This is a genomic window from Geoglobus ahangari (assembly GCF_001006045.1).
Lineage (GTDB): Archaea > Halobacteriota > Archaeoglobi > Archaeoglobales > Archaeoglobaceae > Geoglobus > Geoglobus ahangari.
Window position 1 is genome coordinate 698,278 of record NZ_CP011267.1, and the last position, 21,502, is coordinate 719,779.

Sequence of the window (21,502 nt, forward strand, 5' to 3'; positions counted from 1 at the left end):
ACTTTCTTTAACATCCATCGAGTAATGCCAGAGTTTCTCCGTCTTCTGTTAGCCTCAAGATAACATTTCTGCCGATTTTCTCATGAGTTATGAGTCCTCTTGACGCGAGCTTAGATACCACTCTCCTGTGCAATTTCGTGAGAACTCTCTGCCTGCTTTCACGCGTCATTACTTCTTCCTTCTTGTACTCGCACCTGTAGTCCTGTGGGAATCGCTTACAGAACTCTTTTGCGAGCTCTTCGAGCTTCATGTATTTTCTTTCACTCAAATACAGTTGGGAAATTGCAAACCTCTCCTCTTCACTTAATCTTACCATCTCTACTCTTGGGACTTCCAACACCCTCGCCTTTTGACACACACTCCTCCCGTACTTCTTTATCTCTTCTTCGTTTTCTGCATACCTGTCGGCCATAACGTAATACATCCTCACTCCGTGATACCACCCCACAAGCGCCGATGCAATTGAAACAAGTCTTCCATGAGATGATAGGTTTATGTAGACTTTACTACCCCTCTCCTTTTCTTTTCTTACGGCTTTTGAAATTTCTCTGAGCGCCTCTCTAAAGTCAAAGAGGTCAGCATAGCTAATGACAACTTCCAGCCCCATTTTCTTCAGATCATGTGTGACCGCAGCCTCGAAAAAAGACTGTATCTCATACAGATCGTATTTCTCTGCATGTTCCTTTCCAATAGTTATTACGTGCGCTCTCACACCACCTAATACTTTGATCGGCTCTGTGACGACACTCCTCTCGAATCCAAGGGGTATGATGTGGACAACTTCTATTGTTCTCATTGTTATCTTTGTTATCATAACAAAGTAAAAATTTTTCGACATACACTCTACAGCTATGATTGCTCAAATTGAAAGTAGGGATTTGAAAAGGCAAGTGGAACTGGAACTGTCTACATACTTCGCCAGCAACGGGATACTTGGATCCACGTTCGATGAATATCTGAAGGTTCATAGACTCGCGCTTTCACAGTGGGATGCGACTACAAGGAAGTATAGGAATGGAAGATTCATATGTGGCAATGCCGAGTACTGCGTGGTTTTTCTGAAAGACGTCGGTTTTTACGTTAGATGGAAGAGAGCAAGCTCTTCTGACTCGAGTGGTGAAATATTGGTGGGTAAACCTCTTTTTGATGGCAAGACTTGGAAGATCTCCTGTTTTGAACCTGACGAATCTCTGTTGGAAGAGATATGTGAAATATGGGATCCGGAAAAGAAGAGATTCGAAAACTCAATTTTCCTCAGGATGGATGGAAAAATGGTCTGGGTATATCTTACAGATCTGAGAATCTGTGTTGGCTGGGTTAAAGGTCTTGGATCGAAAATATTTGGGAGGAGAAAGGAGAGTAAAACGCAGACGGAAACAAAACCATACACCGTCCACCCTTTTGGTCTCGAGCTAAGAAGGAAGATCAACAACTCCTATGGCTGCTGGTAAGCTTAATAGGGAGGGGTGTGGAAATGATGGGCCGTGCACTTGTCTTTTTGGTTTTGGTTGGAGTTATAATGGCTGGTTGCGCGTCGGAAGTTTCCACAAAACCGGCGGAGGTGCAGAAGAGCGTAACGACCCCCACAAAGGAGCCGAAGGGTAGTTATGGAAATCCAGCGTCTATAAAAGAAACAGTCGTCGTCAAAACTCTTGCAGGAACGTTTGAAGTTACGATTTTGGATTACGTGAGGGGAGAAGAAGCTTACGAGGTTATTAAGAGAGGCAACATGTTCAATCCAGATCCAGAGGATGGTTACGAGTACCTACTCGTGAAGGTGAGGTTCAAGTACGCTTCTGGCAGGGTTTCCCAGTTCGTCTCGGCTTACAGCTTTAAAGCTTACGTAGACGGGGTTGGATTTTCACCGAGCTTCGTAATTCTGCCCAATGACTTTCCTGAGTTCAAGGATGTTGACTTAATGCCGGGAGGCGAAACGGAGGGGTGGATAACCTTCCTTGTTCCAAAGGGTAAAGATGTTCTGATAGCCTACGAATATATGTTCGAGCCAGTGTGTTTTATCAAAATTTAAATTTGTGAATTTGAGAATTATATTGGAGGTTTTGAGATATGGTCTGGCCGAATTTAACCAAAAATGAAATTCAAGCTTCAAGGATTTCCCACATCCTTTCCAAAATCCCGCTCGAAGTCTGGAACAGAATAGTCAAAGAGGAGCCGGAGTGGAAACACATACACACATTCCTCGAAAGATATGGCTTTGGAAAGTTTGCGACGTTAATGGTTATGCTGGGCCTAAACGATTATCAGCTAAAGGGGAAAGCCGAGATTGCATACTGGCCGAAGATCAAGGAGCTTCTTGAGAACAAACCGGTGCCAGAAACGCCAGAAGAACTGAAAAACATCTTGAGTGTGTTTTATTCAAGGGAGAGGCTTCCAGACTAGAAATTGAGGAGATTGGACAGGTTTCTGTCAAGTAACCTTGCAAGATGGCTTTGGACATCCACTCCCAATGAAGTTTCGGAGAACTTCGTCCAGATATGGCATGGGCTTGCAGGGACAATGAGGCAGGACGGCGAAGCGAAAACCATCACGTTCGCGATGAAATGCCTTGGAATAGCGCTTTTGATGGCAGGAGAGAGCAAATTCAGTTTCGAGAAAATCTCGATTCCTGTAGACTACAGGGTGAGAGAGTTCACAAAGAGGATTGGAGTGACATTTGATGGCGACGGCGAAGTCAGAAAATTCTGGAGCCATGTTTTGGCAGAACTCAGGAAAAGTGTGGATGTGAACATGATACACCTCGACTCTCTAATCTGGCAGATTGGGGTTTTGGAAAAACACGAGATTGTGGAGTATTTTTCGAGACTCGGTCTGAAAGAGGTTGGAGAAAAGCTTGCGGAGGTGGTAGTGTGAGACTTTGCATCGTTCCGTGCGGGAGTTTCAAAATCTGGGATGTAAAACCTGATGCAGGTCCGACAAAAGCTAAGGATGTTTATATTGGCTCATTCGCGAAAACATGCATTGAATACGCTGAAAAATTCTATCCAAACTCGTACGTCATACTTTCAGCTAAATACGGATTTCTATTCCCCGATGAAATAATTCCGGAAAACTACAACGTGACGTTTAACGACCCGAAAACCAATCCAGTAAGTGTGGAAGAGTTGAGGAAGCAGGCTGAGGAAAAAGGACTGATGAAATACGAGGAAATAGTGGTGGTGGCTGGAAGCAAGTATGTTAGGGTGGTCAAAAGGGTTTTTGCCGGGAAGAAAATCTTGACACCACTTCGTGGACTTGGGGGGATGGGTTCCATGATTTCTGCCATGAAGAAAGCGATAGCCGAGGGGAGGGAGCTCTGATGTCCGTGTTCTGTGAACACGGCAAGCTTGTGACAAGGTGCAGAGTTTGTTCTCCGAAAACTGTGAAACCCTCGTTTCCTGCCTCGCCAAGAGTGTTTGTCGAAGACAGAAATCTTGCTTTCAAGTGCAACTGGCTCGACTCGGACTACGAGGGACCGTGCGGGAGAGCTGGGAGAATGTGGAACATTTACAGAAAGAGATTTCCGTGGTGCACGCAACCGGAAAATCCGTGTTACCAATATGAAAACGGTTTCAGGAATGACATCCCAGAGTTTCCGTGCTACGAAACAATGATCTTCAAAAAATCTGAGTTCGGGGCTGGAGTGGATCACAGTGGACCGAGAAAGGGAACGGGAAGAAAGATAAAGTATGTGGTTCCGGGAAAACTCGCGATCTTCACGACAGTGGAACCGAACAAACCTGAAAGTGAAAGATTGATCTTCGGATTTTTCGTCATTAGAGACCACTACACCGACGAAGAGGGGGCGACAAGGATCGTTGGTTATCCGGAATACACATTGAAAATCCCCAAAGATTCCAGACTTGAATTCTGGGACTTTTACAGAAACTCGGACGGATCAATCTTCTGGGGAACGGGATTGTTTAGGTATTTAAGCGATAAAGTCGTCGTAAACTACTTGAAAAAGCAGCGTGAAGTTTTAATCGAGCGAGGATATGGGGATAAAGCAGAAGTGGTGAGTAAAATCTTATCAAATTTCTTTATCGAACATACAGAAAGTGAGGTGGAATTCTGAATGAAAACCAAAATCTGCAGACTTTTCATAAAAGGGAACTTCAGCAGAAGCTTAGAAGACGCTTGGAGTGTGCTTGAGAACGTTTCGGAGCTGGACATTAATTGCGATTATTTTATGACTCCCGGTGGCTTCATCAACATTCCTTGGAAGTTCAACAGCTTCAGCGAAGCGGTAGAGGAAGCGAAGAGGCGAGCTGAAGAGCTCCTTAGAGGGATTGAAATTGATGCAAACTGTATAACCGTTGGAGTGGATTCGTATAGCAGCTCGAGTTTAAGGAAACCGCACGTTGAACTCGTTGGTGTTTACGACGGGGATTGGCACTTTACCGGAAAAAGCTATCCTACAGTAGGTCAGGAGAGGGGGTTAATCAGGACAAGTTTGGAGTCGCATTTTATGGAGCTTAGCGATAAGGTTATGGTTCTTGGATGTCACGATTTGACAATCTTCAATCCAAGGGCGAAGGCTGCTGCTAAGGGCTGGAGAAGGGAGACCATTGAACGGTTTTTGAGCTTAGCTGAGAGCTTTGAACCTGATGTTGTGCTGCATCATCCACACTTCACAGATTCGAAGTTTACTTGGCTTGCAGCGTGGAAGAATCTTGAGAAGCTGCTGCCATCGGTGAAACACTACGCCTCGTCGAGCGTTTATTTCAGGGAGGATGGCGAGAGGTCGAAATTCGACGACGTTCTTGTTTTTACTAAAAAGGGCGATGTGGGAGATGTTGTTGTGAATACCGCAAAAGTGATGTCTATTACGCAGGAATCCAATCTCTACAGGTTTAAAACGAAATCCAAATCAAATTATCTTGCTACTCAGCCTGATTGTCCCTCTTCTCCTCCAGCAGATTGTAGAAGTCCTTCGGATTTGAAACGCAGCTCAGCTCGTCCTTCATGACTATGACGACGCTGTCGTTCTGAACCTTGACCTTCCTCTCGACTATGTAAGCAGCCATGGTGGAGATTATCCTGCTTATCCTTCCCATCAGGTCGACCCTCTTCTCTATCTCCCTCACCTGCTTTATTCCCGTGAGAACCGGAGCCTCGTCTGGCTTGGAGATCACGTCGAAGGGTGCGTGCTTCACGGGGATGACGTCAACCCCAATGTACTGGAGCTGGGAGATAATCTCGCTCTCCTTCTCCCCGTACCTCACGTTCTCCGCTTCCTCAACCTCCTCGTCGCTGACGAAGTTCAGAACGTCAATCTCCTTCACCACACACTCCCCGAGAATCTCCTCGAGCTTTATCGCGTTCTCGACGTTGGTGTCCACGCCCTCCTCGTAGAGCATCACGGTCCTCCTCGACACACCGAGCATCTTGGCCAGCTCACCGGCGGAGATTCCGAGGCTCTCCCTCGCCCTCTTTATCTTCTCGTTGTCGAGCCTCACGTAATACCCGCCCGGAGCGGAGTAGATCAGGGGCATCTCTCCCTCGACGATCATGTCGTAGAACGTGGCGGTGTTTATCACGGGGATGCCGTACCTCGTGTAGACCACTCCCCTGTCGAGGTAGTCCATCTTGTACCTCTCTCCGACAACCATCGGGCTCGCCTTGAGAGTCTTGGCGATTATCTTCATCTCCCTCGCCATCTCTGGCTTGAAGGAGTCTATGTTGTAGAGCACCTTGAGGAATAGCACGGTCTCTCCTTTCCTCGCAACAACATCAAAGCACCTCGGCTTGGTCTCCGCTAAGTCCGTCACGACATACCCGGCCTTGTCCAGAATCTTGATGACGTTGGTTATCAGCAGTCCCTGCATCTCAGAGAATATCTCCTACAGGAGAGTATATAATCTTTTGCGGTTTATGGGCAAAAAGTGGGGAAAATAGTAATTTCAACTCGCTCAGAGGGTGTATCCGACCACGAACCTCTCGAACTTCTCGTGCTCGAGTAACTCTCTTGCAGTCCCGCTGAAAGCCACCTTCCCGCTTATAAGCATGAAGGCGTTGTCGCTGATCTCGAGGGCCTTTATCACGTTCTGCTCCACCAGAACGATCGTCAGCTTCAGCTCGTCCCTCAGGTTCACTATCCTCTCGAATATCTGCGATGCAAACTTCGGCGAGAGCATCGCCGTGGGCTCGTCAAGCATCAGAACCTTGGCCTTCCTTATCAACGCGGTGGCTATGCCTAGGAACTGCCTCTCTCCTCCGCTCAGCATCCCGGCCTTTCTGTCCATCTTGTCCCTGAGCTCTGGAAACACGCTCAGCGCAAGCTCCAGCCTGTCCTGATACTCGCTCTCGTCGAGTATATAGCCTGCTATGACGAGATTCTCCCTGACCGTCAGCTCGGTGAAGACGTTGTCCGTCTGCGGCAGGTAGGCTATTCCGAGCCTCGTCTTCTCATGGGGCGGGAGCTTGGTGATGTCCCTGTCCTCGAGGACGACCTGTCCGTCGTATATCGTGGTAAAACCGAAAATGGATTTCAGCAGCGTGCTCTTCCCGCTGCCGTTTGGCCCGACAACTGCCGTGATCTTGTTCCTCTCCGCTTTAAAGTCCACGTCGAAGAGTATGTGCAGCTCCTTGTATCCAGCGTAAAGCCCCCTCGTCTCAAGCACCAAGGTACACCTCCACGACCTCTGGCTTTTCTATGACCTCCTTTCCTCCCTCCGCGATCACCTTTCCGTTGCCCATCACGTACACCTTGTCAGCGTATTCAAGGATTATGTCCAGCCTGTGCTCGACGATTAAAAACGTTTTTCCAGCGTCGCAGAGCTCCTTGACCTTCCTGAGGATCTCGTGTGCAAGTGCCGGTGCCACGCCGGCGAGAGGCTCGTCCATGACTATGAGCTTCGCATCAGTCATCAGGGCCTTGCCTATCTCGAGGAGCCTCAGCTGCCCGCCGCTCAGGTTCTCTGACTTCTCGAACGTTAGGTGATCGATGTTCAGGAACTCCAGTATCTCGTACGCCTTCTCAACAGCTTCGCTCTCAAAGTCAACCCAGTTCTTCATAATCGCGTTCCTTATCTGCTCTCCGGGGTTGTCGAGGGGCATTAACAGGTTCTCTATGACGGTCAGCTTCTTGAAGGGTCTCGGTATCTGGAATGTCCTGACTATTCCCTCCCTGAATATTTTGTGCGGTGGCAGGTTGGTTATGTCCTTCCCCTCGTACTCCACTCTCCCTCCATCGGCCTTGTAGAATCCCGTGACCGTGTTGATGAATGTACTCTTCCCGCTGCCGTTGGGGCCGATAATAAGAGTCAGTGACTCTCTGGGCACAGAAATGCTGACACCGTCAAGCGCTCGAAGACCCTCAAAAAATTTGGAAAGGTTGTAGGTTTTCAGAATCATGCTCTTCTTCTCAGACCAACTGCAAGCGCCACTCCCGCAAGGGCAAGCACTACCTCAAACCCGGGCGTTCCCTTTGCCTCCTCTTTGGTCTCCTCCTTGGCTGGCGTTGCAGTCTCCTTGGCCTCCTCCTTCGTCTCAGTGGTCACGGGCTTCGGTGGCACGGGCTTGTGGTACCACTCCACGCTCTGGGTTGCGAACTTCCAGATACCAGCGGTCTCCCACTTGCCCTTGTCGCTCACGTAGTAGATGGCATAGTCACCGCTCGCTCTGTCATTCCACTCGTTCAGCACGATCTTTCCGCTGACTGGCTCGACTCCGTAGTCACCGTTGCTGTACTTCTCGGTCACGACAGGAATCTTCTCCGCCATTGCGTCGGCATCATAGCTGCCCTTCTCCTCGACAACCTCTGCATAAGCCAAAGCGAGGACCCATGCAGCATCGTAAGCATTCATCGCGTACTGGTACGGTGCATCACCGAATCCCTTCTCCTCATACTTCTTCTTCAGCTCGTCGTATGCCGGACCCTTTGACTCGAAGAGGGTCGAGTAGGTGCCAACCCTCTCCACCTTGTCGAGGGCGTTGGTTATCTTCCCGCTCAGCGCGTTTCCGTCACATCCGAACCAGATCACGTTCAGGAGCGGTGAGTCCTCTGGCGTCTGGGCAATCATCGTGTAGACTTCCTCGTAGGAGAACGTCACAACTCCAACCTTGTCGTAGCCGTACTTGTCTGCGAGCTGCTTGACACCGTCCTCAAGGTTGGCTATGTACGGTGAGAAGTCTGCCGGGGTCTGCTCGGGGTACTCAACGACCTTGGCGACCTCGATGCCCATCTCCTTGAGCTGCGGCTCTATTGCCTCGTAAAGCCCCTTGCCCCACGCGTTTCCGATGTACGTGATCACGACGCCCTTGATGCCCGCATCTCTGAGCATGCTGGCAATCGCCTTGCTCTGCAGGTCGTCGGTTCCGACAAACCTGAATATGAACTTCTTGTCCTCGGGCTTGGCAAAACCGATGATTGACGGCAGGGCGGTTGAGGATGGCGAGACAATTATTATCTTGTTGGAAGTCACGTAGTCCTTAATGTTGGCGACCTCACCACTACCCATTGGGCCGATAATGAGCCTGATCCCCTGACCGTAGAGGGACTGAACCTTCTGCAGCGCGACGTTTGGGTCAACCTTCGTGTCCTCAACGTAGAACTTTACCGTGAAGTCCTTGCCCTGGCTGGCGAAGTAGTTGTTGATGTCCTCCTCTGCGATGCTCAGGGTATTCTTTATGTCTGTCCCGTATGTCGTCAGTGGTCCGGATAGATCCACAAGAACTCCGATTTTTATCTCCTCCGCAGAGACTGCCGGGATCAGCAGCAGCCCTGCGACCATCAGAGCTATGACAAAGCTTCTCAAGGTCATGATGGATAATGACCATTAATTTTTTATAAAGTTTACTGTAACTTCCCCCATGGGTGTGCTGGAAGGGGCTGTAACATACGCTAATCTGCTAACTCTGCTCGCTCTCGGGCTTACGCTCACGTACATCACGACTTCTGTCCCCAATTTCGCTCAGGGGAGTTTTGCTGTGTTTTCATCTTATCTCGCGTACTTCATATACAAAATTTTTAACGCCACACCTTATCTCTCCGTTCCCTTCGCCGTTCTGTTTGGCGGGCTGATTGGAGTGGTCACGTATGTTGCGGTCCTCAGGCCCCTGATAAAGAGGGAGGCGTCGATTCTGATCCTCATGATCGCCACCCTCGCCTGGGATCTCATCCTGCTCGGCCTCATCGGAATATTCTCCGAGACGATGTCCAAGCTTCTCGGCACATATGCCTCGAAGTTCATCTTCCCCTACTACCTCGACTACAAGCTCTTCGGAATTCAGGGCATCTTCTTCTCCTCAACCCTTGCGATCATTGTATCCCTCGCGATCCTGCTCTTCCTGCTTTACAGAACGAAGTTCGGCATCGCCATGAGGGCGGCGATGGAAAACCCGTCCCTCGCTGAGATCATGGGTGTGAACGTTGAGACGACAAGGCTCTTCTCGTGGTTCCTTTCCGGTGCGTTTGCAGGCCTTGCAGGTGCGCTGCTGCCGTTCAAGCAGGAGATCGTTCAGGCGACCGGGCAGATAATCATAGTCTCGATATTTGCCGCGAGCATTGTTGGCGGGCTCTCCACCCTGTACGGGGCGATAGTCGGAGGCTACCTTGTTGGCCTCTCCGAGAGCCTCGTGACGTTCTGGCTGAGCAAGTTCTTCGGCACGTCCATTCTCGTCTACAGCAAGGCGATCTCCCTCGCGATCCTGATCGTGACCCTGCTCGTCATACCTCAGGGCCTCGCTACAATTAACTGGAGGAGGTACATATGGCGCTCGAAACCCTGATAAGCTCGATACTGCTCTGGTTCGGGCTGTACTCGATACTCTCCCTCAGCCTGAACATTGAGTACGGGTACGGAGGAATACCCAACTTCGGAAAGGCCTTGGCGGTTCTTGTTGGAGCCTTCACGACTGGAGCGATAGTCAACAGGATACTGATCGCGGTGTACTCGGTCGAGGGGAGGACGATAACTCAGGCGAGCGGATTCATGAAGAGCACGGTCGACCAGATCATCGCCAGCAACCCGGCGTACGGAATAGCCCTTTTGCTCTTCTCACTCGCGGTTGCGGCGGTGTTTGGGGGGTGATAGGCGCCCTCTACATTCTCCCGAGCGCCAAGCTCGAGAGCGACTACCTCGCCATAACTCTCCTCGCGATCGCGGAGATAATGTTCATGGTCGCGTACTACGACACCAAGCTCGTTGGAGGATACTACGGCGCTCCCGTGCCCAACGTCCTCGCGTTCGTTCCGGGAGAGTACAGGGAATGGGCGTTCGTCGCGCTGATCCTCTTCTTCGCCCTCCTCACATACGTCTTCCTCGAAAGAACCCTCAACTCTCCATACGGCAGGGTTCTGAGGGCGATGAGGGAGGATCCGACAGCGCTCCAGTTCTCAGGAAAGGACGTGATGTGGCTCAGGATCAAGACACTCGCCTTCAGCTCGGCCATAGCCTCAATGGTCGGCGTCCTTTACTCCTACTATGCCGGAAACGTCGTCGGAATCGTCAACCTCTTCGCGAGGGTCAACTGGACGTTCTTCCCGTTCCTCATGGTTCTGCTTGGGGGCATGGCGAACAACAGGGGCGTTCTTGCCGGTGTCTTCTCGTTCGTGGTGATATGGAGACTGATTGATGGCTATAAACACCAGATCATGGGCCTGTTCAACCTGCCGTTCGACGTCAACTGGCTCCAGTACATAATCTTCGGCGTGCTGATGATCGCAATACTGTACTACAAGCCCGAGGGTATACTCAGGGAGAAGCCAATTGAGACCCCGCCGATAAAGGAGTTGAGGGCCAAAAAATCTAAACAGTCAGAGAAAGCCTGAAGGCGTGCTTCGAGATTCCGTAGTAGTGCCTTATTGTTTCCTCTATTTCAAAACCGTTGCTCATGTAGAACTCGAGGGCGTCGCTGCTCACCGAAACATCTGCATACACCTTCGGAAATCCGAGCTTGTAGGCCTCTCTGCTCGCCCTCTCTATGAGCATTCTTCCAACCCCCCTGTTCCTGAACTCGACCTTCACTATCAGGCTCCCTATGTGGAAGTTCTCGTCGTCCCAGTATAGCACAGCGAAGCCCGCTATTTTTCCGTCCTCCTCACAAACGACAACCTTCTTCCTGTAGTCGCTCGTGGAAAGGTCGGCAAAAACGCTGTAGCCGAAGTGTTCGTACTCGGTCAGTATAATCTCCTCGACCTCGTCGTCTCTCATCTCTCTAACGAGGTAGCCCGAAAGCACATTCCACCATGCAGGATGGAGTATTTATACTTTTTCGTGTTTTCAGTAGTTTGTGTAAAAGCACTCGCCCGAGATAACCTTCCTCCTGCCCTCTCCGCTCACCACTATCAGCCCACCGTCCGCATCAACGTCCACGGCCTTCCCCACCACCTCCTCCCCGTACAGGCTGACCCTCACCTCCCTGCCGATCGTGTCGCTGAGCCTCTTCCACTCCTCCAGAATCTCGCCCCATTTCTGCGGGAACGCGCTCAGAAGATTTGAGAGCTGCTCGCAGATTCGGGTGAATATCTCCGTTATTCTCACGTTCTCATCAACCTCGTGCAGCGAGATCGCCCTGTCCCTCAAAGCATCGGGCACCCTGTTCCTGACGTTCACGCCTATTCCCACAACGACCTTCGCGGCCATCTCCTCGCCGACGAACTCGCTCAGAATCCCGGAAACCTTCTTCCCGCCAACAAGCACGTCGTTGGGCCACTTTATCCTCGCCCCATAGTCCTCGAGAGCCCTGCACACCGCAAGTCCAGAGAGGAGGGTTACCTTCGGGATCTCGCTAACGGGGATGGTCATGTTCAGGGACAGCGACATGTACACTCCCCCTCTCTCACTCTCCCACCTCCTGCCGAGCCTCCCCCTCCCGGAGCTCTGGGATTCGGAGAAAACCACTGCGTTGCTAACCTCCTTGGCGAACCTGTTCGTGGAGTCGACCTCATCAAAATGGTAGTACCTCTCGACCCCGGGTATTTTCAGGGCTGCGAGGGCCATGTGGAACGGGGAGGGGTCGGGGGAGCTGACGAGCCTGTAGCCACTCTTCCTGTCAACCTCCACCTCGTATCCGAGCTCCTCGAGCCTTCTGACGAACTTCCAGACAGCCGTCCTGCTCACGCCAGCCTTCTCGGCAATCTCCTCTCCGCTACCGCCTTTCTCGATTTCCTGAAACATGAGGAGCCTCCTGTCTCCCCTCTCGACCTTCATTCAGATTCAGGAGGGGCAAAGCTTTATTTAAAGGTTGAGGGAAGGAGTTTCATGGGTCTTCCTGACTTCCTGTACGAGTCATGCTCCCTCAAGAACGTGCCAAGATCCGGGTGGTTCAAGGTGGGGATCGAAAACCCCGAGAGCGTGGCGGAGCACTCCTTTCTCACGGCCGTGATTGCGTTCTTCCTCGGAATGAGGAGGTTTGGCAGCGTGGAGGAGGCGTGTAAGTGCGCCACCGCAGCCCTTTTCCACGACTTGCATGAGGTGAGGACGCTCGACCTCCACAGGCTCGCGAAGAGGTACGCGGATGTGGACGAGGAAAGGGCGAGGGAGGATCAGCTTGACTTCCCGGAGGGCGAGGCTGTGAGGGAACTCCTCGATAGGTACGGAGATCTGGTTCGCGACGCAGACAGGCTCGAGCTCTTCATCCAGAGCAGGGTTTACGGCAGGAGGTGTGAGGACGCCATGCTCTACGGGGACAGCATAAGCCTTGAGAGCGAGGAGGCCAAGGCGCTTCTTGAGGAGCTGAAGAAGACCGATCCAAGGTGGTGGCTCAGGTTTGAGGTTCATCGCTGACAGGATGCTGGGGAAGCTTGCAATATGGCTGCGAATTTTCGGTTACGATACCCTCTACATAGGGGACTTCGACGTTGAAGACGAGGACACGTTTCTGCTCGAGAACTTCACCGACAGAGTCCTGCTCACGAGGGACAAGGAGCTATACGAAAGATGCGTTAGGAGGGGCAGGAAGGCAATCTTCGTGAACAGCGACAGCGTGCTCGAGCAGATAGCAGAGATGAGGAGGATTGGAGTAAGGACGGAGATCAGGATGGACAGGTGCAGCGTCTGCAACATGCCGCTCAGAAAGCCGAGCGAGGAGGAGGCGAGGAGGGTTATGGAGAAAGAGGGGATCGAGGAGAACCTCATGGAGAGGTACGAGCTCTGGTACTGTGAGAGGTGCGAGAAGCTGTACTGGCTCGGAAGCCATTACAGGAACATGGTGAAGTTTCTGGAGGGGCTGAAGGGATGATGGTCGCGTGCCTCGTGAACACATACGACAAGCTGAAGCTCCACGAGATCCACCTCAGAACAATAGCCCGTGCCGCTCCTCTCTGCTATGCCTACGACTTCCACCTCGCCCTCCTCGACTTCAACTTCTGGGAAAGCAGGGAGGAGATGGTTGAGGAGGTGGCAGGTTACACGACCATAGGCGAGGGGGGCAGGTATCTGAGGATGCTGGACGAGATGAATCGCCTGCATCTCATCGACCGAATACCATCCCATTTCGGCGAGATAATCGCCACCACCTCCAAACCGGAGAAGAAACCGCTCACAATGGACGAGCTCAGGAGGATGAGGTCCGCTTGTTTTTTAATAGGCCTCGGCAGGAAGGGGCTCCCAAAAGATTTAATAAAGAAAGCGAGACACAACCTTGACATCACGTTCAAGGGTGTCAGCTTGGAGACCTGCAGTGCAATGGGCGCCATAATGTCGTTGGTGTGGGTGGTAAGGTATGGAGGACGTCAGAATATGCCCTGAACACGGCTTCTACAGGGGTGAGAGTTGCGACACCTGCGGGTATGTTGGAGAGGTCGTGATACCAAAGGACAGGGTTGAGAGGCTTGGAAAGTTCATCTCCGGAGTTCTCAGACACTTTCCCGACAAGTTTGGTCTTGAGATGGACGAGAACGGGTGGGTTGACTTCGAAAGGCTCCTTAGAATCGTGAGCAGGAGGTACAGGTGGGCGAACAGGTGGGTGGTCAAGGCCCTCATCTACAGCGACAGGAAGGGGAGGTACGAGCTGAAGGACGACAGGATAAGGGCGAGGTACGGCCACAGCGTTCCCGTGGAGCTGAACGACATGCCTGAAGCCGAGGAGGATCTGCTTTACTACGGGACGAGCGAGGAGGAGTCGGTGAGGCTGCTTGAGCTCGGAATAAAGCCGGTCAACCAGACTTTCGTTCACCTCTCCACGACGCTCGAGAAGAGCGAGGAGGTTGCGAGGCTCAGGACGGACGAGCCGATCATCCTTGAGGTGGACGCGAGAAAGGCGCGGGATGACGGGATCAGGCTGATAAAGGTTAACGAGCACATAGTTCTCGCAAAGGAGATTCCTCCGGAGTACATCCTGAGGGAAATCAGACTTTAGCCCAGCCCGTGTGGTTGCCCGGGAAGAAGATGGTAACGTTCTGCAGGACGAGTGTCTCGTTCATCCCCTCCACGATTACGTCCACGGGCTCCCTGAACGTCACGCTGCCGTTTACCCTGATGTAGGAGCAGTCGTATCCCGCGTAAACGAACGAGTAGTTTCCTTCCAGAAGATCCTCCACCAGCGTCTTTGTGTAGTCTCCACCAACGAAGAACGAGATGAGCCTCTCAATCGGGCTCAGCTCGAGGCACACCTTGAGAACGTCTGTTGTGGCGTTGTATCTTACCTCCTCCACGCTCCATGCGGAAGCTGTTCCAATTAGCGTCAGCGTAATCACTGCCACTATGGCAATCCTGAGCATTGGCTAAGATGCGCACTGAAAGAATTTAAACTTTTTCCGAAAAAAATGGTGGGGCCGGTTCAGTCCTCTATGGTTATTGCCCCCACAGGACAGCTATCCGCTGCCTCGGTGCAGCAGTCTGCAAACTCTCCACAGTCTCCAACGACGTGAGCGATACCGTCATCTCCGAGCTCGAAAACCTCGGGACAGATGTCCGCGCATGTCCCACAGCCGGTGCAAACATCTTCATCTACCACAGCCTTCATAGCATCACCAGCTAATACAAAGAATTTCGACAAAGTTAAACTTTTTCCCTGAATTTATCGAGCATCACAGTCGAGTAGAGGTGGATGTGCGCATAGCCCGCGAGAGTCCTGTAGGCCATGGCGCCATCCCACCCATCCACCATCCCCTTTCCGTCAGTCTTGAACGCGAACCTGACGTCCTGATCCGGGTACGCTCTGCTGTAGTGGAACTCATGGCCCTTGAAGGAGCCGTGGAAAAACGGGTTGTCTCTAACGACTTCTCCCCTCACATACCCGAGGGCCTGCAGCCTTGGCGTGAACTCCACATCCACGTCAAGCACGCCCGCCATCCTTCTCTCCTTCCCGTTGACGACTATCTTCCTCGAGAGCACCATCATCCCGCCGCACTCCCCGTAGATTGGCTTCTCATCCACTGCCTCCCTCCCAATGAACCTCGCGAACTTTGAGAGGTCGTGGAGCTCAGGATATCCTCCACCAATGTAGTAGGCGTCGCACTCAACTGCTTCACCCTTGAGGGGTGAGAAGAAGACGAGCTCCCCGTACTTGGAGAGGATCGAGAGGTTGTCCCGGTAGTAGAAGGAGAACGCCTCGTCGAAGGGAATCCCGATCCTGAACCCCCTGCCCTCCTCCTTTGGCTCCTCCTCAAAACCTTCGAACTCGACCTCCGAGACCTCAAGGAGGCCGTCTATGTCGATGTGCTGCTCGGCAAACTCAGCTATCTTCCTCCAGTCCCTCTCTACCTCCATGCCGAGGTGAAGGCCGAGGTGCCTGCTCTCAACCCTGAGCATATCGTTTTTTGGCAAAACCCCGAACACCCTGTATCCCTTATCCTCAAACACCCTCGCGAGCCTCTCGTGGAATGGTGTGGCGTTGTTGAAGACCACACCCACCACCTTCACCCTCGGGTCGAAGTTCTTGAAGCCCTCAAAGAGCGCGAGTGCGGAGAGGGACATCGCCCTAACGTCCATGACGAGCACGACGGGAACGTCGAGAATTCTGGCGACGTGGGCGGTTGAGGAGAAGTCGCTTAGCTTATATCCATCAAAGAGCCCCATCACTCCCTCAATGATAGCAGCGTCCTTGCCTGCAGTCCATTTGAGAAAAGATTTTTTCACCCCATCCTCTCCCATCATGAACGCGTCGAGGTTCACCGCCCACTCGCAGAACGAGTAGTGTGAGGGGTCTATGAAGTCCGAGCCGACCTTGAACGGCTGAACCCTCAGCCCCCTCTTCATGAGGGCCGCGGTGATGGCGATGGATACGGACGTCTTACCCGTGCCGCTGTGGGTTCCGGCAACGACGAACGCGTGCATCTCTCGCCTCTACTGCATGCGGGTTTATAACCCTGCCCTTCTGGCTCGCACGAAAAACGCAAAACAACGTAAAGCTTAAAAACATATGTGGCCTCATTCTTCTTGGCCACTGGCTTTTCTGAAGAATAAACAAAAAGGAGATGTTACGGTGTCAGAAATGCTGCAGGATAAGGTGTATAAGGGAACCACAACGGTGGGGATAGTCTGTAAGGACGGAGTAGTGATGGCCACCGAGAAGAGGGCGACGATGGGCAACTTCATAGCCAGCAGGAGGGCTAAGAAGATCTACAGGATCTCGGACAGGGTTGCGATGACGACTGCAGGAAGCGTTGGAGATGCACAGTTCCTCGTGAGGCTCATAAAGGTTGAGATGAACCTCTACGAGATAAAGAAGGAGGAGAGGCCGAGCGTGAAGGCCATAGCGACAATGACGTCAAACCTGCTCAACTCCGTCAGGTACTTCCCGTACCTCGTTCAGCTGCTGATCGGCGGTGTGGATGACAGGGGAGCGAGCATATACTCCATAGACCCCATAGGAGGGGCTATTGAGGAGACGGACATAGTAGCCACCGGATCTGGATCGCCCATGGCCTACGGAGTGCTCGAAGATGCTTACAAGGAGGGCATAACCACAGATGAGGCTGTGGAGCTTGCCGTAAGGGCAATACACTCCGCCATGCGCAGGGATTCTGCAAGTGGAGACGGTATTGATGTTGTGAAGATAACCGAGGACGAGTACCGCGAGCTCAGCAGAGATGAGGTTGAGGAGATTATCTCGAAGTTCAGAAAATAATCCCTTTTTCGGAATCTGGTAGTTATGTCAAGCAAGGAGTATATCAAGCAGCTCAAGGAGAAGATCGTTGAGCTCGTTCCGGAGAACATCAAGATCAAGAACATCGAGTTTGAGGGCCCGCTCCTCGTAATCTACGTGGAGAACCCTCAGGAGTTTGCGGATAGCGGAGACATCATCAGGAAGCTGGCCAAGGATCTCAGGAAAAGGATAATCGTCAGGCCTGACCCGAAAAGCCTCAAGCCGCCTGAAGAGGCCAAGGAGATAATCAAGAAGATCGTTCCAGAGGAGGCCCAGATAACCGGCTTCTTCTTTGACGAGGAGAACGGTGAGGTCATCATAGAGGCAGAGAAGCCGGGGGTGGTCATAGGGAAGAACGGGGTCACACTGAGAGAGATAATGAAGGCCGTGGGGTGGAGCCCCCGCCCCGTGAGGACGGCGCCGATAAAGTCGAAGACCATAGAGAATGTCAGGAACTTCCTGCTCGCCTCAAGGGAGGAGAGGAAGGAGATACTCAAGAGGATTGGGGAGAGGATTCACAGGGGCACAATCTACGAGGACAAGTGGGTAAGGGTGACCTTCCTCGGAGGATCGAGGGAGGTCGGGAGGAGCTGCTACCTGCTCCAGACCCCGGAGAGCAAGATCCTGATAGACTGCGGTGTGAACGTTGGGAACATCCACCAGTCCCCCTACCTGTACGTTCCCGAGATCCAGCCCCTCGACAGCATAGACGCTGTCGTGATAACCCACGCTCACCTCGACCACTGCGGACTGCTGCCTGTCCTCTTCAAGTACGGCTATAGAGGCCCGGTTTACCTCACACCCCCCACAAGAGACCTGATGGTTCTGCTCCAGCTCGACTTCATCGAGGTTGCCGGAAGGGAGGGGAACCCGACACCCTACGAGTCCCAGCACGTGAGGGAGGCGCTGAAGCACACGATAACCCTCGACTATGGGGTTGTGACTGACATCTCCCCGGACATAAGGCTCACTTTCTACAATGCCGGCCACATCCTCGGCTCGGCCATAGCCCACTTCCACATAGGCGAGGGGCTGTACAACATAGCCTTCACGGGAGACTTCAAGTTCGAGAAGACGAGGCTGTTCGACCGAGCCCACACGCACTTCCCGAGGCTCGAGGGGCTGATAATGGAGGCGACTTACGGTGGCTCCGAAGATTTCCAGCCGTCAAGAAAGGAGGCCGAGGAGAAGCTGCTCGAGGTGATCAGGAGCACCATAGAGAGGGGTGGGAAGGTTCTGATACCGACGTTTGCTGTTGGAAGGAGTCAGGAGGTCATGATTGTTCTCGAGGAGGCGATAAGGAACAAGCGCATCGAGGAGATTCCCGTCTACCTCGACGGGATGATTTACGAGGCCACGGCTATACACACCGCCTATCCCGAATACCTGAACTCCAACCTCAGGGATCTGATCTTCCATCAGGGCATAAACCCGTTCATAAGCGAGAGCTTCGTGAGGGTGGACTCGTCGAGCAAGAGGCAGGAGGTAATCGAGGACGACTCTCCATCAGTCATCCTCGCGACATCAGGAATGCTGAACGGCGGGCCTGTGATGGAGTACTTCAAGGCCCTCGCGCCTGATGAGCGGAACACGATAGTCTTCGTCGGCTATCAGGCTGAGGGCACGCTGGGAAGGAGGATACAGAAGGGCTGGAAGGAGGTTCCACTCCCATCTGCTGGCGGGAAGAGGGATGTGGTGGAGGTCAACATGCAGGTTGAGACTGTCGACGGTTTCTCTGGTCACTCCGACAGGAGGCAGCTTTTGAACTACGTTAGATCCCTCAAGCAGAGGCCCGAGAAGATAATAACCATCCACGGAGACGAGAACAAGTGCATCGAGCTCGCCTCAGCCCTTTACAAGACCTACAGGGTTGAGACGAGGGCACCGATGAATCTCGAGACGGTGAGGTTCCTATGACGGTTCTGATAAGCTTCGTGGGCACATCGGACAGTGGCAAGACGACCATACTCACCAAGGTCATCCCGATCCTCGTAGAGAGGGGCTTGAGGGTTGCTGTGGTCAAACATCATGCCCACGGGGACTTCGAGATAGACAAGGAGGGCAAAGACTCGTGGAAGCTGTACAACAGCGGCGCTGACGTGCTCATCTCATCGCCAGTAAAAATGGCGTTCATAAGGAGGGCGAGCGAGGACAGCCTGGACTACGTTTACGAGCGCTACCTCAAGGGCGATTACGACCTTGTAATAACCGAGGGCTACAGCAGGGCAGGGAAGGACAGGATAGTCGTCCTCGACAGGCCCGAGAAGCTGGAGTACTTCAAGCACGGCAAAATTCTGGCCGTTGTGTGCGACGAGCCGGTTGAGGGATATCCAAACTTCAGGAGAGATGAGGTGGAAAGGATAGCGGATTTCATCTACTCTCTGGTGAAGGAATGAGGGTAGCGATTTTCAGGCCTGATGAGTACGCCAGAGAGACTGCGAAGCTGCTCGAGCGGGAGGGCTTTCAGGTTCTTCACGCCCCCATGATCGAGGTTGAGGAGCAGGACGTTGAGGTTGAGGACGCTGATTTTACAATCATCACGAGCCAGACATCGGCGAGGATCGCGCTGAGAAGGGGACTGGTGAGGGGGAAAGTTGTGGCCATAGGCCCCAAAACGGCTGAGCCGCTAAGGGAAAGGTACGAGGTGGCGATGCCATCAAAGTACGACTCCTCCACGCTTTACAGGGAGTTCAGGGACGTTCTTGCCGGAAAGAGGGTGAACCTGCTGAGGAGCGACAAAGGAGACTCGGTTCTGCTGAAGCTCTCTGAAGTTTGCGATCTCAGGGAGTACGTGCTCTACAGGATCGTCCCTGCGTTTGGGGAGAGGCAGAGGAAAGCCGTGGAGGAGGTGGCCTCCGGGAGGGTTGATGCTGCCGTGTTCTCGAGCAGGATGATCGTCAGGGCGTTCATGGAGAATGCAAAGCGGGCAGGGCTGCTGGAAAAAGTTGTGGAGAGGCTGAACGAAATTGTTAGCGTTGCCATTGGCCCCCCAACCGCAGACGAACTCTCGAAGTACGGCATTTCAGCTGAATTGCCTGAGGAATACACGTTTGAGGGCGTCCTTGTCCTTCTCAGAAGTCTGCGCAGCCCTTAAATATAACCTCCTCAATCAGTAATTGATGTCGAGAATAAGGCATCTCATCTCGATTGACGATCTGTCAAAGTCTGACATTGAGTATCTTCTCGACAGGGCTGACGATTTTCTTGACGTTGCGAGGGGGAAGAGGAGGCTCAGGACTCTTGAGGGAAAAATCCTTGCCAACCTGTTCTTCGAGCCGTCCACGAGGACGAGGATGAGCTTCGAGTCAGCGATGAAGAGGCTGGGAGGGGAGGTGATCAACCTCGGAACCCTCGAGGCGACGAGTGTAGCTAAAGGGGAAAGCCTCGCAGACACTCTCAGGGTTGTGGAGCAGTATGCGGACTGCATAGTTTTGAGGCACTACAGGGAAGGTTCGGCCAGATTCGCGAGCCAGATATGTGATGTGCCGGTGATAAACGCTGGAGATGGGGCGGGTCAGCATCCGACCCAGACCCTGCTCGACCTCTACACGATAAGGAAGGAGGCAAGGCTGAACAATCTGAAAATCGCCCTTATTGGCGACTTAAAGTACTCAAGGACTGTGCACTCCCTGATAAAGGCCCTCGCCCTTTTCAACGCCGAGATATATCTCGTCTCTCCAGAGACTCTCAGGCTTCCCGAGGAGATAATGGATGTTGACGTGACCTTTGTCGAGTGCGACCTGAAGGAGGCAATAGAGAATGCGGATGTGCTTTACGTCACGAGGATTCAGAGGGAGAGGTTCCCGGACGAGGAGGAGTACAGAAAGGTAGCGGGAAGCTACAGGCTGACGGCCGAGATGCTTGAGAACAGCGATGCGATAGTTATGCACCCCCTCCCGAGGGTTGACGAGATCTCCTACGACGTTGACGGGCTGAAGAACGCCGTCTACTTCAGACAGGCGTTTTACGGGGTTCCGGTCAGAATGGCGATTCTGAGCGAGGTGATGTCATGAACGTGCTCACCATAAGCAAGATTAGGGACGGGACCGTGATAGACCACATTCCAGCGGGAAAGGCTCTGGAGGTTCTCAAGATCCTCGGCATAAAGAGCGGGAGCAGGGAGAGGGTGAGCATGGCGATGAACGTTGAGAGCAAGAAGATGGGGCGGAAGGACATAGTCAAGGTAGAGGGGAAGTTCATAAGCGACGAGGAGCTGAACAGGATTGCCCTAATTGCCCCAAAGGCCACAATAAACATCGTCAAGGACTTCGAGATCTCGAGGAAGTTCAGGGTCTCGATTCCGCAGAGGGTCGAGGGGATACTCAGGTGCCCCAACCAGAACTGCATATCCAACGATCCGAAGGAGCCGGCGACCTCCGAGTTCAGGGTGGAGGAGCTGAATGGGGATGTAGTCGCGTGGTGCGTGTTCTGCGGGAAGAAGGTTTATGATGTTGAGAAGTATCTGGTGTGA

The 21,502-nt window shown here is 52.6% G+C and carries 30 protein-coding genes; 20 read left to right on the forward strand and 10 right to left on the reverse strand.

Features of this window, described 5'->3' with window-relative positions:
- Positions 1-7: 7 nt before the first annotated feature.
- Positions 8-796: an HFX_2341 family transcriptional regulator domain-containing protein gene (locus tag GAH_RS04095; RefSeq protein ID WP_048094846.1), complete on the reverse strand. Its 789-nt coding sequence runs from the start codon at positions 794-796 to the stop codon at positions 8-10.
- Positions 797-851: 55 nt separating this feature from the next.
- On the opposite strand from GAH_RS04095, the gene GAH_RS04100 reads away from it, so the two are divergent.
- The 7 genes from GAH_RS04100 to GAH_RS04125 are packed head-to-tail and all read left to right on the forward strand — an operon-like array spanning position 852 to position 4,966.
- Entirely contained in the window at positions 852-1,451 is a 600-nt protein-coding gene (locus GAH_RS04100; RefSeq protein ID WP_048094847.1) for a hypothetical protein, read from the forward strand.
- Between the two features lie 23 nt (positions 1,452-1,474).
- Positions 1,475-2,029, forward strand: a complete 555-nt coding sequence (locus GAH_RS04105; RefSeq protein WP_048094848.1) for a DUF4352 domain-containing protein — start codon at positions 1,475-1,477, stop codon at positions 2,027-2,029.
- A 38-nt stretch (positions 2,030-2,067) separates the two neighbouring features.
- Entirely contained in the window at positions 2,068-2,400 is a 333-nt protein-coding gene (locus tag GAH_RS10315; RefSeq protein ID WP_052747753.1) for a hypothetical protein, read from the forward strand.
- Positions 2,401-2,412: 12 nt separating this feature from the next.
- On the forward strand, positions 2,413-2,871 hold the full coding sequence (locus GAH_RS10320; RefSeq protein WP_169745338.1) for an N-glycosylase/DNA lyase: 459 nt from the start codon (positions 2,413-2,415) through the stop codon (positions 2,869-2,871).
- Positions 2,868-3,317 (forward strand): DUF6884 domain-containing protein, encoded by a 450-nt coding sequence (locus GAH_RS04115; protein ID WP_048094850.1) that lies wholly within the window; start codon positions 2,868-2,870, stop codon positions 3,315-3,317. Before GAH_RS10320 ends, GAH_RS04115 begins: the two co-directional genes overlap by 4 nt.
- Entirely contained in the window at positions 3,317-4,072 is a 756-nt protein-coding gene (locus GAH_RS04120) for a hypothetical protein (RefSeq protein WP_156967388.1), read from the forward strand. Before GAH_RS04115 ends, GAH_RS04120 begins: the two co-directional genes overlap by 1 nt.
- Positions 4,073-4,966, forward strand: a complete 894-nt coding sequence (locus tag GAH_RS04125; protein WP_048094853.1) for a hypothetical protein — start codon at positions 4,073-4,075, stop codon at positions 4,964-4,966.
- On the opposite strand, the gene GAH_RS04130 is transcribed toward GAH_RS04125, so the two are convergent.
- From GAH_RS04130 to GAH_RS04145, 4 genes are all read right to left on the reverse strand, one after another.
- A complete protein-coding gene (locus GAH_RS04130; protein ID WP_048094854.1) occupies positions 4,881-5,825 on the reverse strand; it encodes a transcriptional regulator in 945 nt (314 codons plus the stop codon). The genes GAH_RS04125 and GAH_RS04130 overlap by 86 nt on opposite strands.
- 84 nt (positions 5,826-5,909) lie before the next feature.
- The gene (locus GAH_RS04135) at positions 5,910-6,620 is read right to left on the reverse strand and encodes a branched-chain amino acid ABC transporter ATP-binding protein (protein ID WP_048096736.1); all 711 of its coding nucleotides are present in this window, start codon (positions 6,618-6,620) and stop codon (positions 5,910-5,912) included.
- Positions 6,613-7,353, reverse strand: a complete 741-nt coding sequence (locus GAH_RS04140; RefSeq protein ID WP_048094856.1) for an ABC transporter ATP-binding protein — start codon at positions 7,351-7,353, stop codon at positions 6,613-6,615. The genes GAH_RS04135 and GAH_RS04140 overlap by 8 nt, the downstream gene beginning before the upstream one ends.
- Positions 7,350-8,762: an ABC transporter substrate-binding protein gene (locus GAH_RS04145; protein ID WP_048094858.1), complete on the reverse strand. Its 1,413-nt coding sequence runs from the start codon at positions 8,760-8,762 to the stop codon at positions 7,350-7,352. The genes GAH_RS04140 and GAH_RS04145 overlap by 4 nt, the downstream gene beginning before the upstream one ends.
- 49 nt (positions 8,763-8,811) lie before the next feature.
- Between GAH_RS04145 and GAH_RS04150 the strand changes: the two genes are divergently transcribed.
- From GAH_RS04150 to GAH_RS04155, 3 genes are read left to right on the forward strand one after another with little or no spacing between them, the layout of a single operon-like run.
- Positions 8,812-9,729 carry a branched-chain amino acid ABC transporter permease gene (locus GAH_RS04150; protein ID WP_048094859.1) on the forward strand — a complete coding sequence of 306 codons (918 nt, stop codon included), beginning with the start codon at positions 8,812-8,814 and terminating at the stop codon, positions 9,727-9,729.
- On the forward strand, positions 9,711-10,031 hold the full coding sequence (locus GAH_RS11020) for an ABC transporter permease subunit (protein WP_281173937.1): 321 nt from the start codon (positions 9,711-9,713) through the stop codon (positions 10,029-10,031). Before GAH_RS04150 ends, GAH_RS11020 begins: the two co-directional genes overlap by 19 nt.
- Complete coding sequence (locus tag GAH_RS04155) at positions 10,028-10,771, forward strand: branched-chain amino acid ABC transporter permease (protein WP_281173938.1); 744 nt, start codon at positions 10,028-10,030, stop codon at positions 10,769-10,771. The genes GAH_RS11020 and GAH_RS04155 overlap by 4 nt, the downstream gene beginning before the upstream one ends.
- Here GAH_RS04155 and GAH_RS04160 read toward each other — a convergent pair.
- Complete coding sequence (locus GAH_RS04160; RefSeq protein WP_048094860.1) at positions 10,749-11,180, reverse strand: GNAT family N-acetyltransferase; 432 nt, start codon at positions 11,178-11,180, stop codon at positions 10,749-10,751. The genes GAH_RS04155 and GAH_RS04160 overlap by 23 nt on opposite strands.
- A gap of 42 nt (positions 11,181-11,222) precedes the next feature.
- Entirely contained in the window at positions 11,223-12,152 is a 930-nt protein-coding gene (locus GAH_RS04165) for a biotin--[acetyl-CoA-carboxylase] ligase (protein ID WP_052747755.1), read from the reverse strand.
- A gap of 51 nt (positions 12,153-12,203) precedes the next feature.
- Between GAH_RS04165 and GAH_RS04170 the strand changes: the two genes are divergently transcribed.
- Genes GAH_RS04170 through GAH_RS04185 form a run of 4 tightly spaced genes read left to right on the forward strand, consistent with a single transcriptional unit; the run spans position 12,204 to position 14,301 of the window.
- The gene (locus tag GAH_RS04170; RefSeq protein WP_048094862.1) at positions 12,204-12,728 is read left to right on the forward strand and encodes an HD domain-containing protein; all 525 of its coding nucleotides are present in this window, start codon (positions 12,204-12,206) and stop codon (positions 12,726-12,728) included.
- On the forward strand, positions 12,712-13,182 hold the full coding sequence (locus tag GAH_RS04175; RefSeq protein ID WP_245604086.1) for a Mut7-C RNAse domain-containing protein: 471 nt from the start codon (positions 12,712-12,714) through the stop codon (positions 13,180-13,182). The genes GAH_RS04170 and GAH_RS04175 overlap by 17 nt, the downstream gene beginning before the upstream one ends.
- A complete protein-coding gene (locus tag GAH_RS04180) occupies positions 13,179-13,691 on the forward strand; it encodes a DUF531 family protein (RefSeq protein ID WP_048094863.1) in 513 nt (170 codons plus the stop codon). Before GAH_RS04175 ends, GAH_RS04180 begins: the two co-directional genes overlap by 4 nt.
- The gene (locus GAH_RS04185) at positions 13,666-14,301 is read left to right on the forward strand and encodes an RNA 2'-phosphotransferase (RefSeq protein WP_048094865.1); all 636 of its coding nucleotides are present in this window, start codon (positions 13,666-13,668) and stop codon (positions 14,299-14,301) included. The genes GAH_RS04180 and GAH_RS04185 overlap by 26 nt, the downstream gene beginning before the upstream one ends.
- Here GAH_RS04185 and GAH_RS04190 read toward each other — a convergent pair.
- From GAH_RS04190 to GAH_RS04200, 3 genes are read right to left on the reverse strand one after another with little or no spacing between them, the layout of a single operon-like run.
- Positions 14,291-14,662, reverse strand: a complete 372-nt coding sequence (locus GAH_RS04190) for a hypothetical protein (RefSeq protein ID WP_048094867.1) — start codon at positions 14,660-14,662, stop codon at positions 14,291-14,293. The genes GAH_RS04185 and GAH_RS04190 overlap by 11 nt on opposite strands.
- 59 nt (positions 14,663-14,721) lie before the next feature.
- On the reverse strand, positions 14,722-14,907 hold the full coding sequence (locus GAH_RS04195) for a ferredoxin (RefSeq protein WP_048094869.1): 186 nt from the start codon (positions 14,905-14,907) through the stop codon (positions 14,722-14,724).
- Between the two features lie 35 nt (positions 14,908-14,942).
- The gene (locus GAH_RS04200; protein ID WP_048094871.1) at positions 14,943-16,220 is read right to left on the reverse strand and encodes a cobyrinate a,c-diamide synthase; all 1,278 of its coding nucleotides are present in this window, start codon (positions 16,218-16,220) and stop codon (positions 14,943-14,945) included.
- A gap of 157 nt (positions 16,221-16,377) precedes the next feature.
- Here GAH_RS04200 and psmB point away from each other — a divergent pair, with 157 nt between their 5' ends.
- From psmB to pyrI, 6 genes are read left to right on the forward strand one after another with little or no spacing between them, the layout of a single operon-like run.
- A complete protein-coding gene (gene psmB, locus GAH_RS04205) occupies positions 16,378-17,013 on the forward strand; it encodes an archaeal proteasome endopeptidase complex subunit beta (protein WP_048094873.1) in 636 nt (211 codons plus the stop codon).
- A 24-nt stretch (positions 17,014-17,037) separates the two neighbouring features.
- Complete coding sequence (locus GAH_RS04210; protein ID WP_048094874.1) at positions 17,038-18,948, forward strand: beta-CASP ribonuclease aCPSF1; 1,911 nt, start codon at positions 17,038-17,040, stop codon at positions 18,946-18,948.
- Positions 18,945-19,427 carry a molybdopterin-guanine dinucleotide biosynthesis protein B gene (gene mobB / locus GAH_RS04215; protein WP_048094876.1) on the forward strand — a complete coding sequence of 161 codons (483 nt, stop codon included), beginning with the start codon at positions 18,945-18,947 and terminating at the stop codon, positions 19,425-19,427. The genes GAH_RS04210 and mobB overlap by 4 nt, the downstream gene beginning before the upstream one ends.
- Entirely contained in the window at positions 19,424-20,125 is a 702-nt protein-coding gene (locus GAH_RS04220; RefSeq protein WP_048094878.1) for a uroporphyrinogen-III synthase, read from the forward strand. Before mobB ends, GAH_RS04220 begins: the two co-directional genes overlap by 4 nt.
- 25 nt (positions 20,126-20,150) lie before the next feature.
- Positions 20,151-21,044, forward strand: coding sequence for an aspartate carbamoyltransferase (gene pyrB / locus GAH_RS04225; RefSeq protein ID WP_048094880.1), 894 nt, complete (start codon positions 20,151-20,153; stop codon positions 21,042-21,044).
- Complete coding sequence (gene pyrI / locus GAH_RS04230; protein WP_048094882.1) at positions 21,041-21,502, forward strand: aspartate carbamoyltransferase regulatory subunit; 462 nt, start codon at positions 21,041-21,043, stop codon at positions 21,500-21,502. Before pyrB ends, pyrI begins: the two co-directional genes overlap by 4 nt.

Bases quoted from the DNA above. Each gene is read 5' to 3' on its own strand.
- pyrB (WP_048094880.1), top strand. From the start codon at position 20,151: ATGTCGAGAATAAGGCATCTCATCTCGATTGACGATCTGTCAAAGTCT.
- GAH_RS04165 (WP_052747755.1), bottom strand. From the start codon at position 12,152: ATGAAGGTCGAGAGGGGAGACAGGAGGCTCCTCATGTTTCAGGAAATC.
- GAH_RS04120 (WP_156967388.1), top strand. From the start codon at position 3,317: ATGTCCGTGTTCTGTGAACACGGCAAGCTTGTGACAAGGTGCAGAGTT.
- pyrI (WP_048094882.1), top strand. From the start codon at position 21,041: ATGAACGTGCTCACCATAAGCAAGATTAGGGACGGGACCGTGATAGAC.
- GAH_RS04170 (WP_048094862.1), top strand. From the start codon at position 12,204: ATGGGTCTTCCTGACTTCCTGTACGAGTCATGCTCCCTCAAGAACGTG.
- GAH_RS04130 (WP_048094854.1), bottom strand. From the start codon at position 5,825: ATGCAGGGACTGCTGATAACCAACGTCATCAAGATTCTGGACAAGGCC.
- GAH_RS04220 (WP_048094878.1), top strand. From the start codon at position 19,424: ATGAGGGTAGCGATTTTCAGGCCTGATGAGTACGCCAGAGAGACTGCG.
- GAH_RS04185 (WP_048094865.1), top strand. From the start codon at position 13,666: ATGGAGGACGTCAGAATATGCCCTGAACACGGCTTCTACAGGGGTGAG.
- GAH_RS10315 (WP_052747753.1), top strand. From the start codon at position 2,068: ATGGTCTGGCCGAATTTAACCAAAAATGAAATTCAAGCTTCAAGGATT.
- GAH_RS04180 (WP_048094863.1), top strand. From the start codon at position 13,179: ATGATGGTCGCGTGCCTCGTGAACACATACGACAAGCTGAAGCTCCAC.
- GAH_RS11020 (WP_281173937.1), top strand. From the start codon at position 9,711: ATGGCGCTCGAAACCCTGATAAGCTCGATACTGCTCTGGTTCGGGCTG.
- GAH_RS04195 (WP_048094869.1), bottom strand. From the start codon at position 14,907: ATGAAGGCTGTGGTAGATGAAGATGTTTGCACCGGCTGTGGGACATGC.
- psmB (WP_048094873.1), top strand. From the start codon at position 16,378: ATGCTGCAGGATAAGGTGTATAAGGGAACCACAACGGTGGGGATAGTC.
- GAH_RS04210 (WP_048094874.1), top strand. From the start codon at position 17,038: ATGTCAAGCAAGGAGTATATCAAGCAGCTCAAGGAGAAGATCGTTGAG.
- GAH_RS04125 (WP_048094853.1), top strand. From the start codon at position 4,073: ATGAAAACCAAAATCTGCAGACTTTTCATAAAAGGGAACTTCAGCAGA.
- GAH_RS04190 (WP_048094867.1), bottom strand. From the start codon at position 14,662: ATGCTCAGGATTGCCATAGTGGCAGTGATTACGCTGACGCTAATTGGA.
- GAH_RS04150 (WP_048094859.1), top strand. From the start codon at position 8,812: ATGGGTGTGCTGGAAGGGGCTGTAACATACGCTAATCTGCTAACTCTG.
- GAH_RS04095 (WP_048094846.1), bottom strand. From the start codon at position 796: ATGAGAACAATAGAAGTTGTCCACATCATACCCCTTGGATTCGAGAGG.
- GAH_RS04145 (WP_048094858.1), bottom strand. From the start codon at position 8,762: ATGACCTTGAGAAGCTTTGTCATAGCTCTGATGGTCGCAGGGCTGCTG.
- GAH_RS04100 (WP_048094847.1), top strand. From the start codon at position 852: ATGATTGCTCAAATTGAAAGTAGGGATTTGAAAAGGCAAGTGGAACTG.
- GAH_RS04140 (WP_048094856.1), bottom strand. From the start codon at position 7,353: ATGATTCTGAAAACCTACAACCTTTCCAAATTTTTTGAGGGTCTTCGA.
- GAH_RS04200 (WP_048094871.1), bottom strand. From the start codon at position 16,220: ATGCACGCGTTCGTCGTTGCCGGAACCCACAGCGGCACGGGTAAGACG.
- GAH_RS04105 (WP_048094848.1), top strand. From the start codon at position 1,475: ATGATGGGCCGTGCACTTGTCTTTTTGGTTTTGGTTGGAGTTATAATG.
- mobB (WP_048094876.1), top strand. From the start codon at position 18,945: ATGACGGTTCTGATAAGCTTCGTGGGCACATCGGACAGTGGCAAGACG.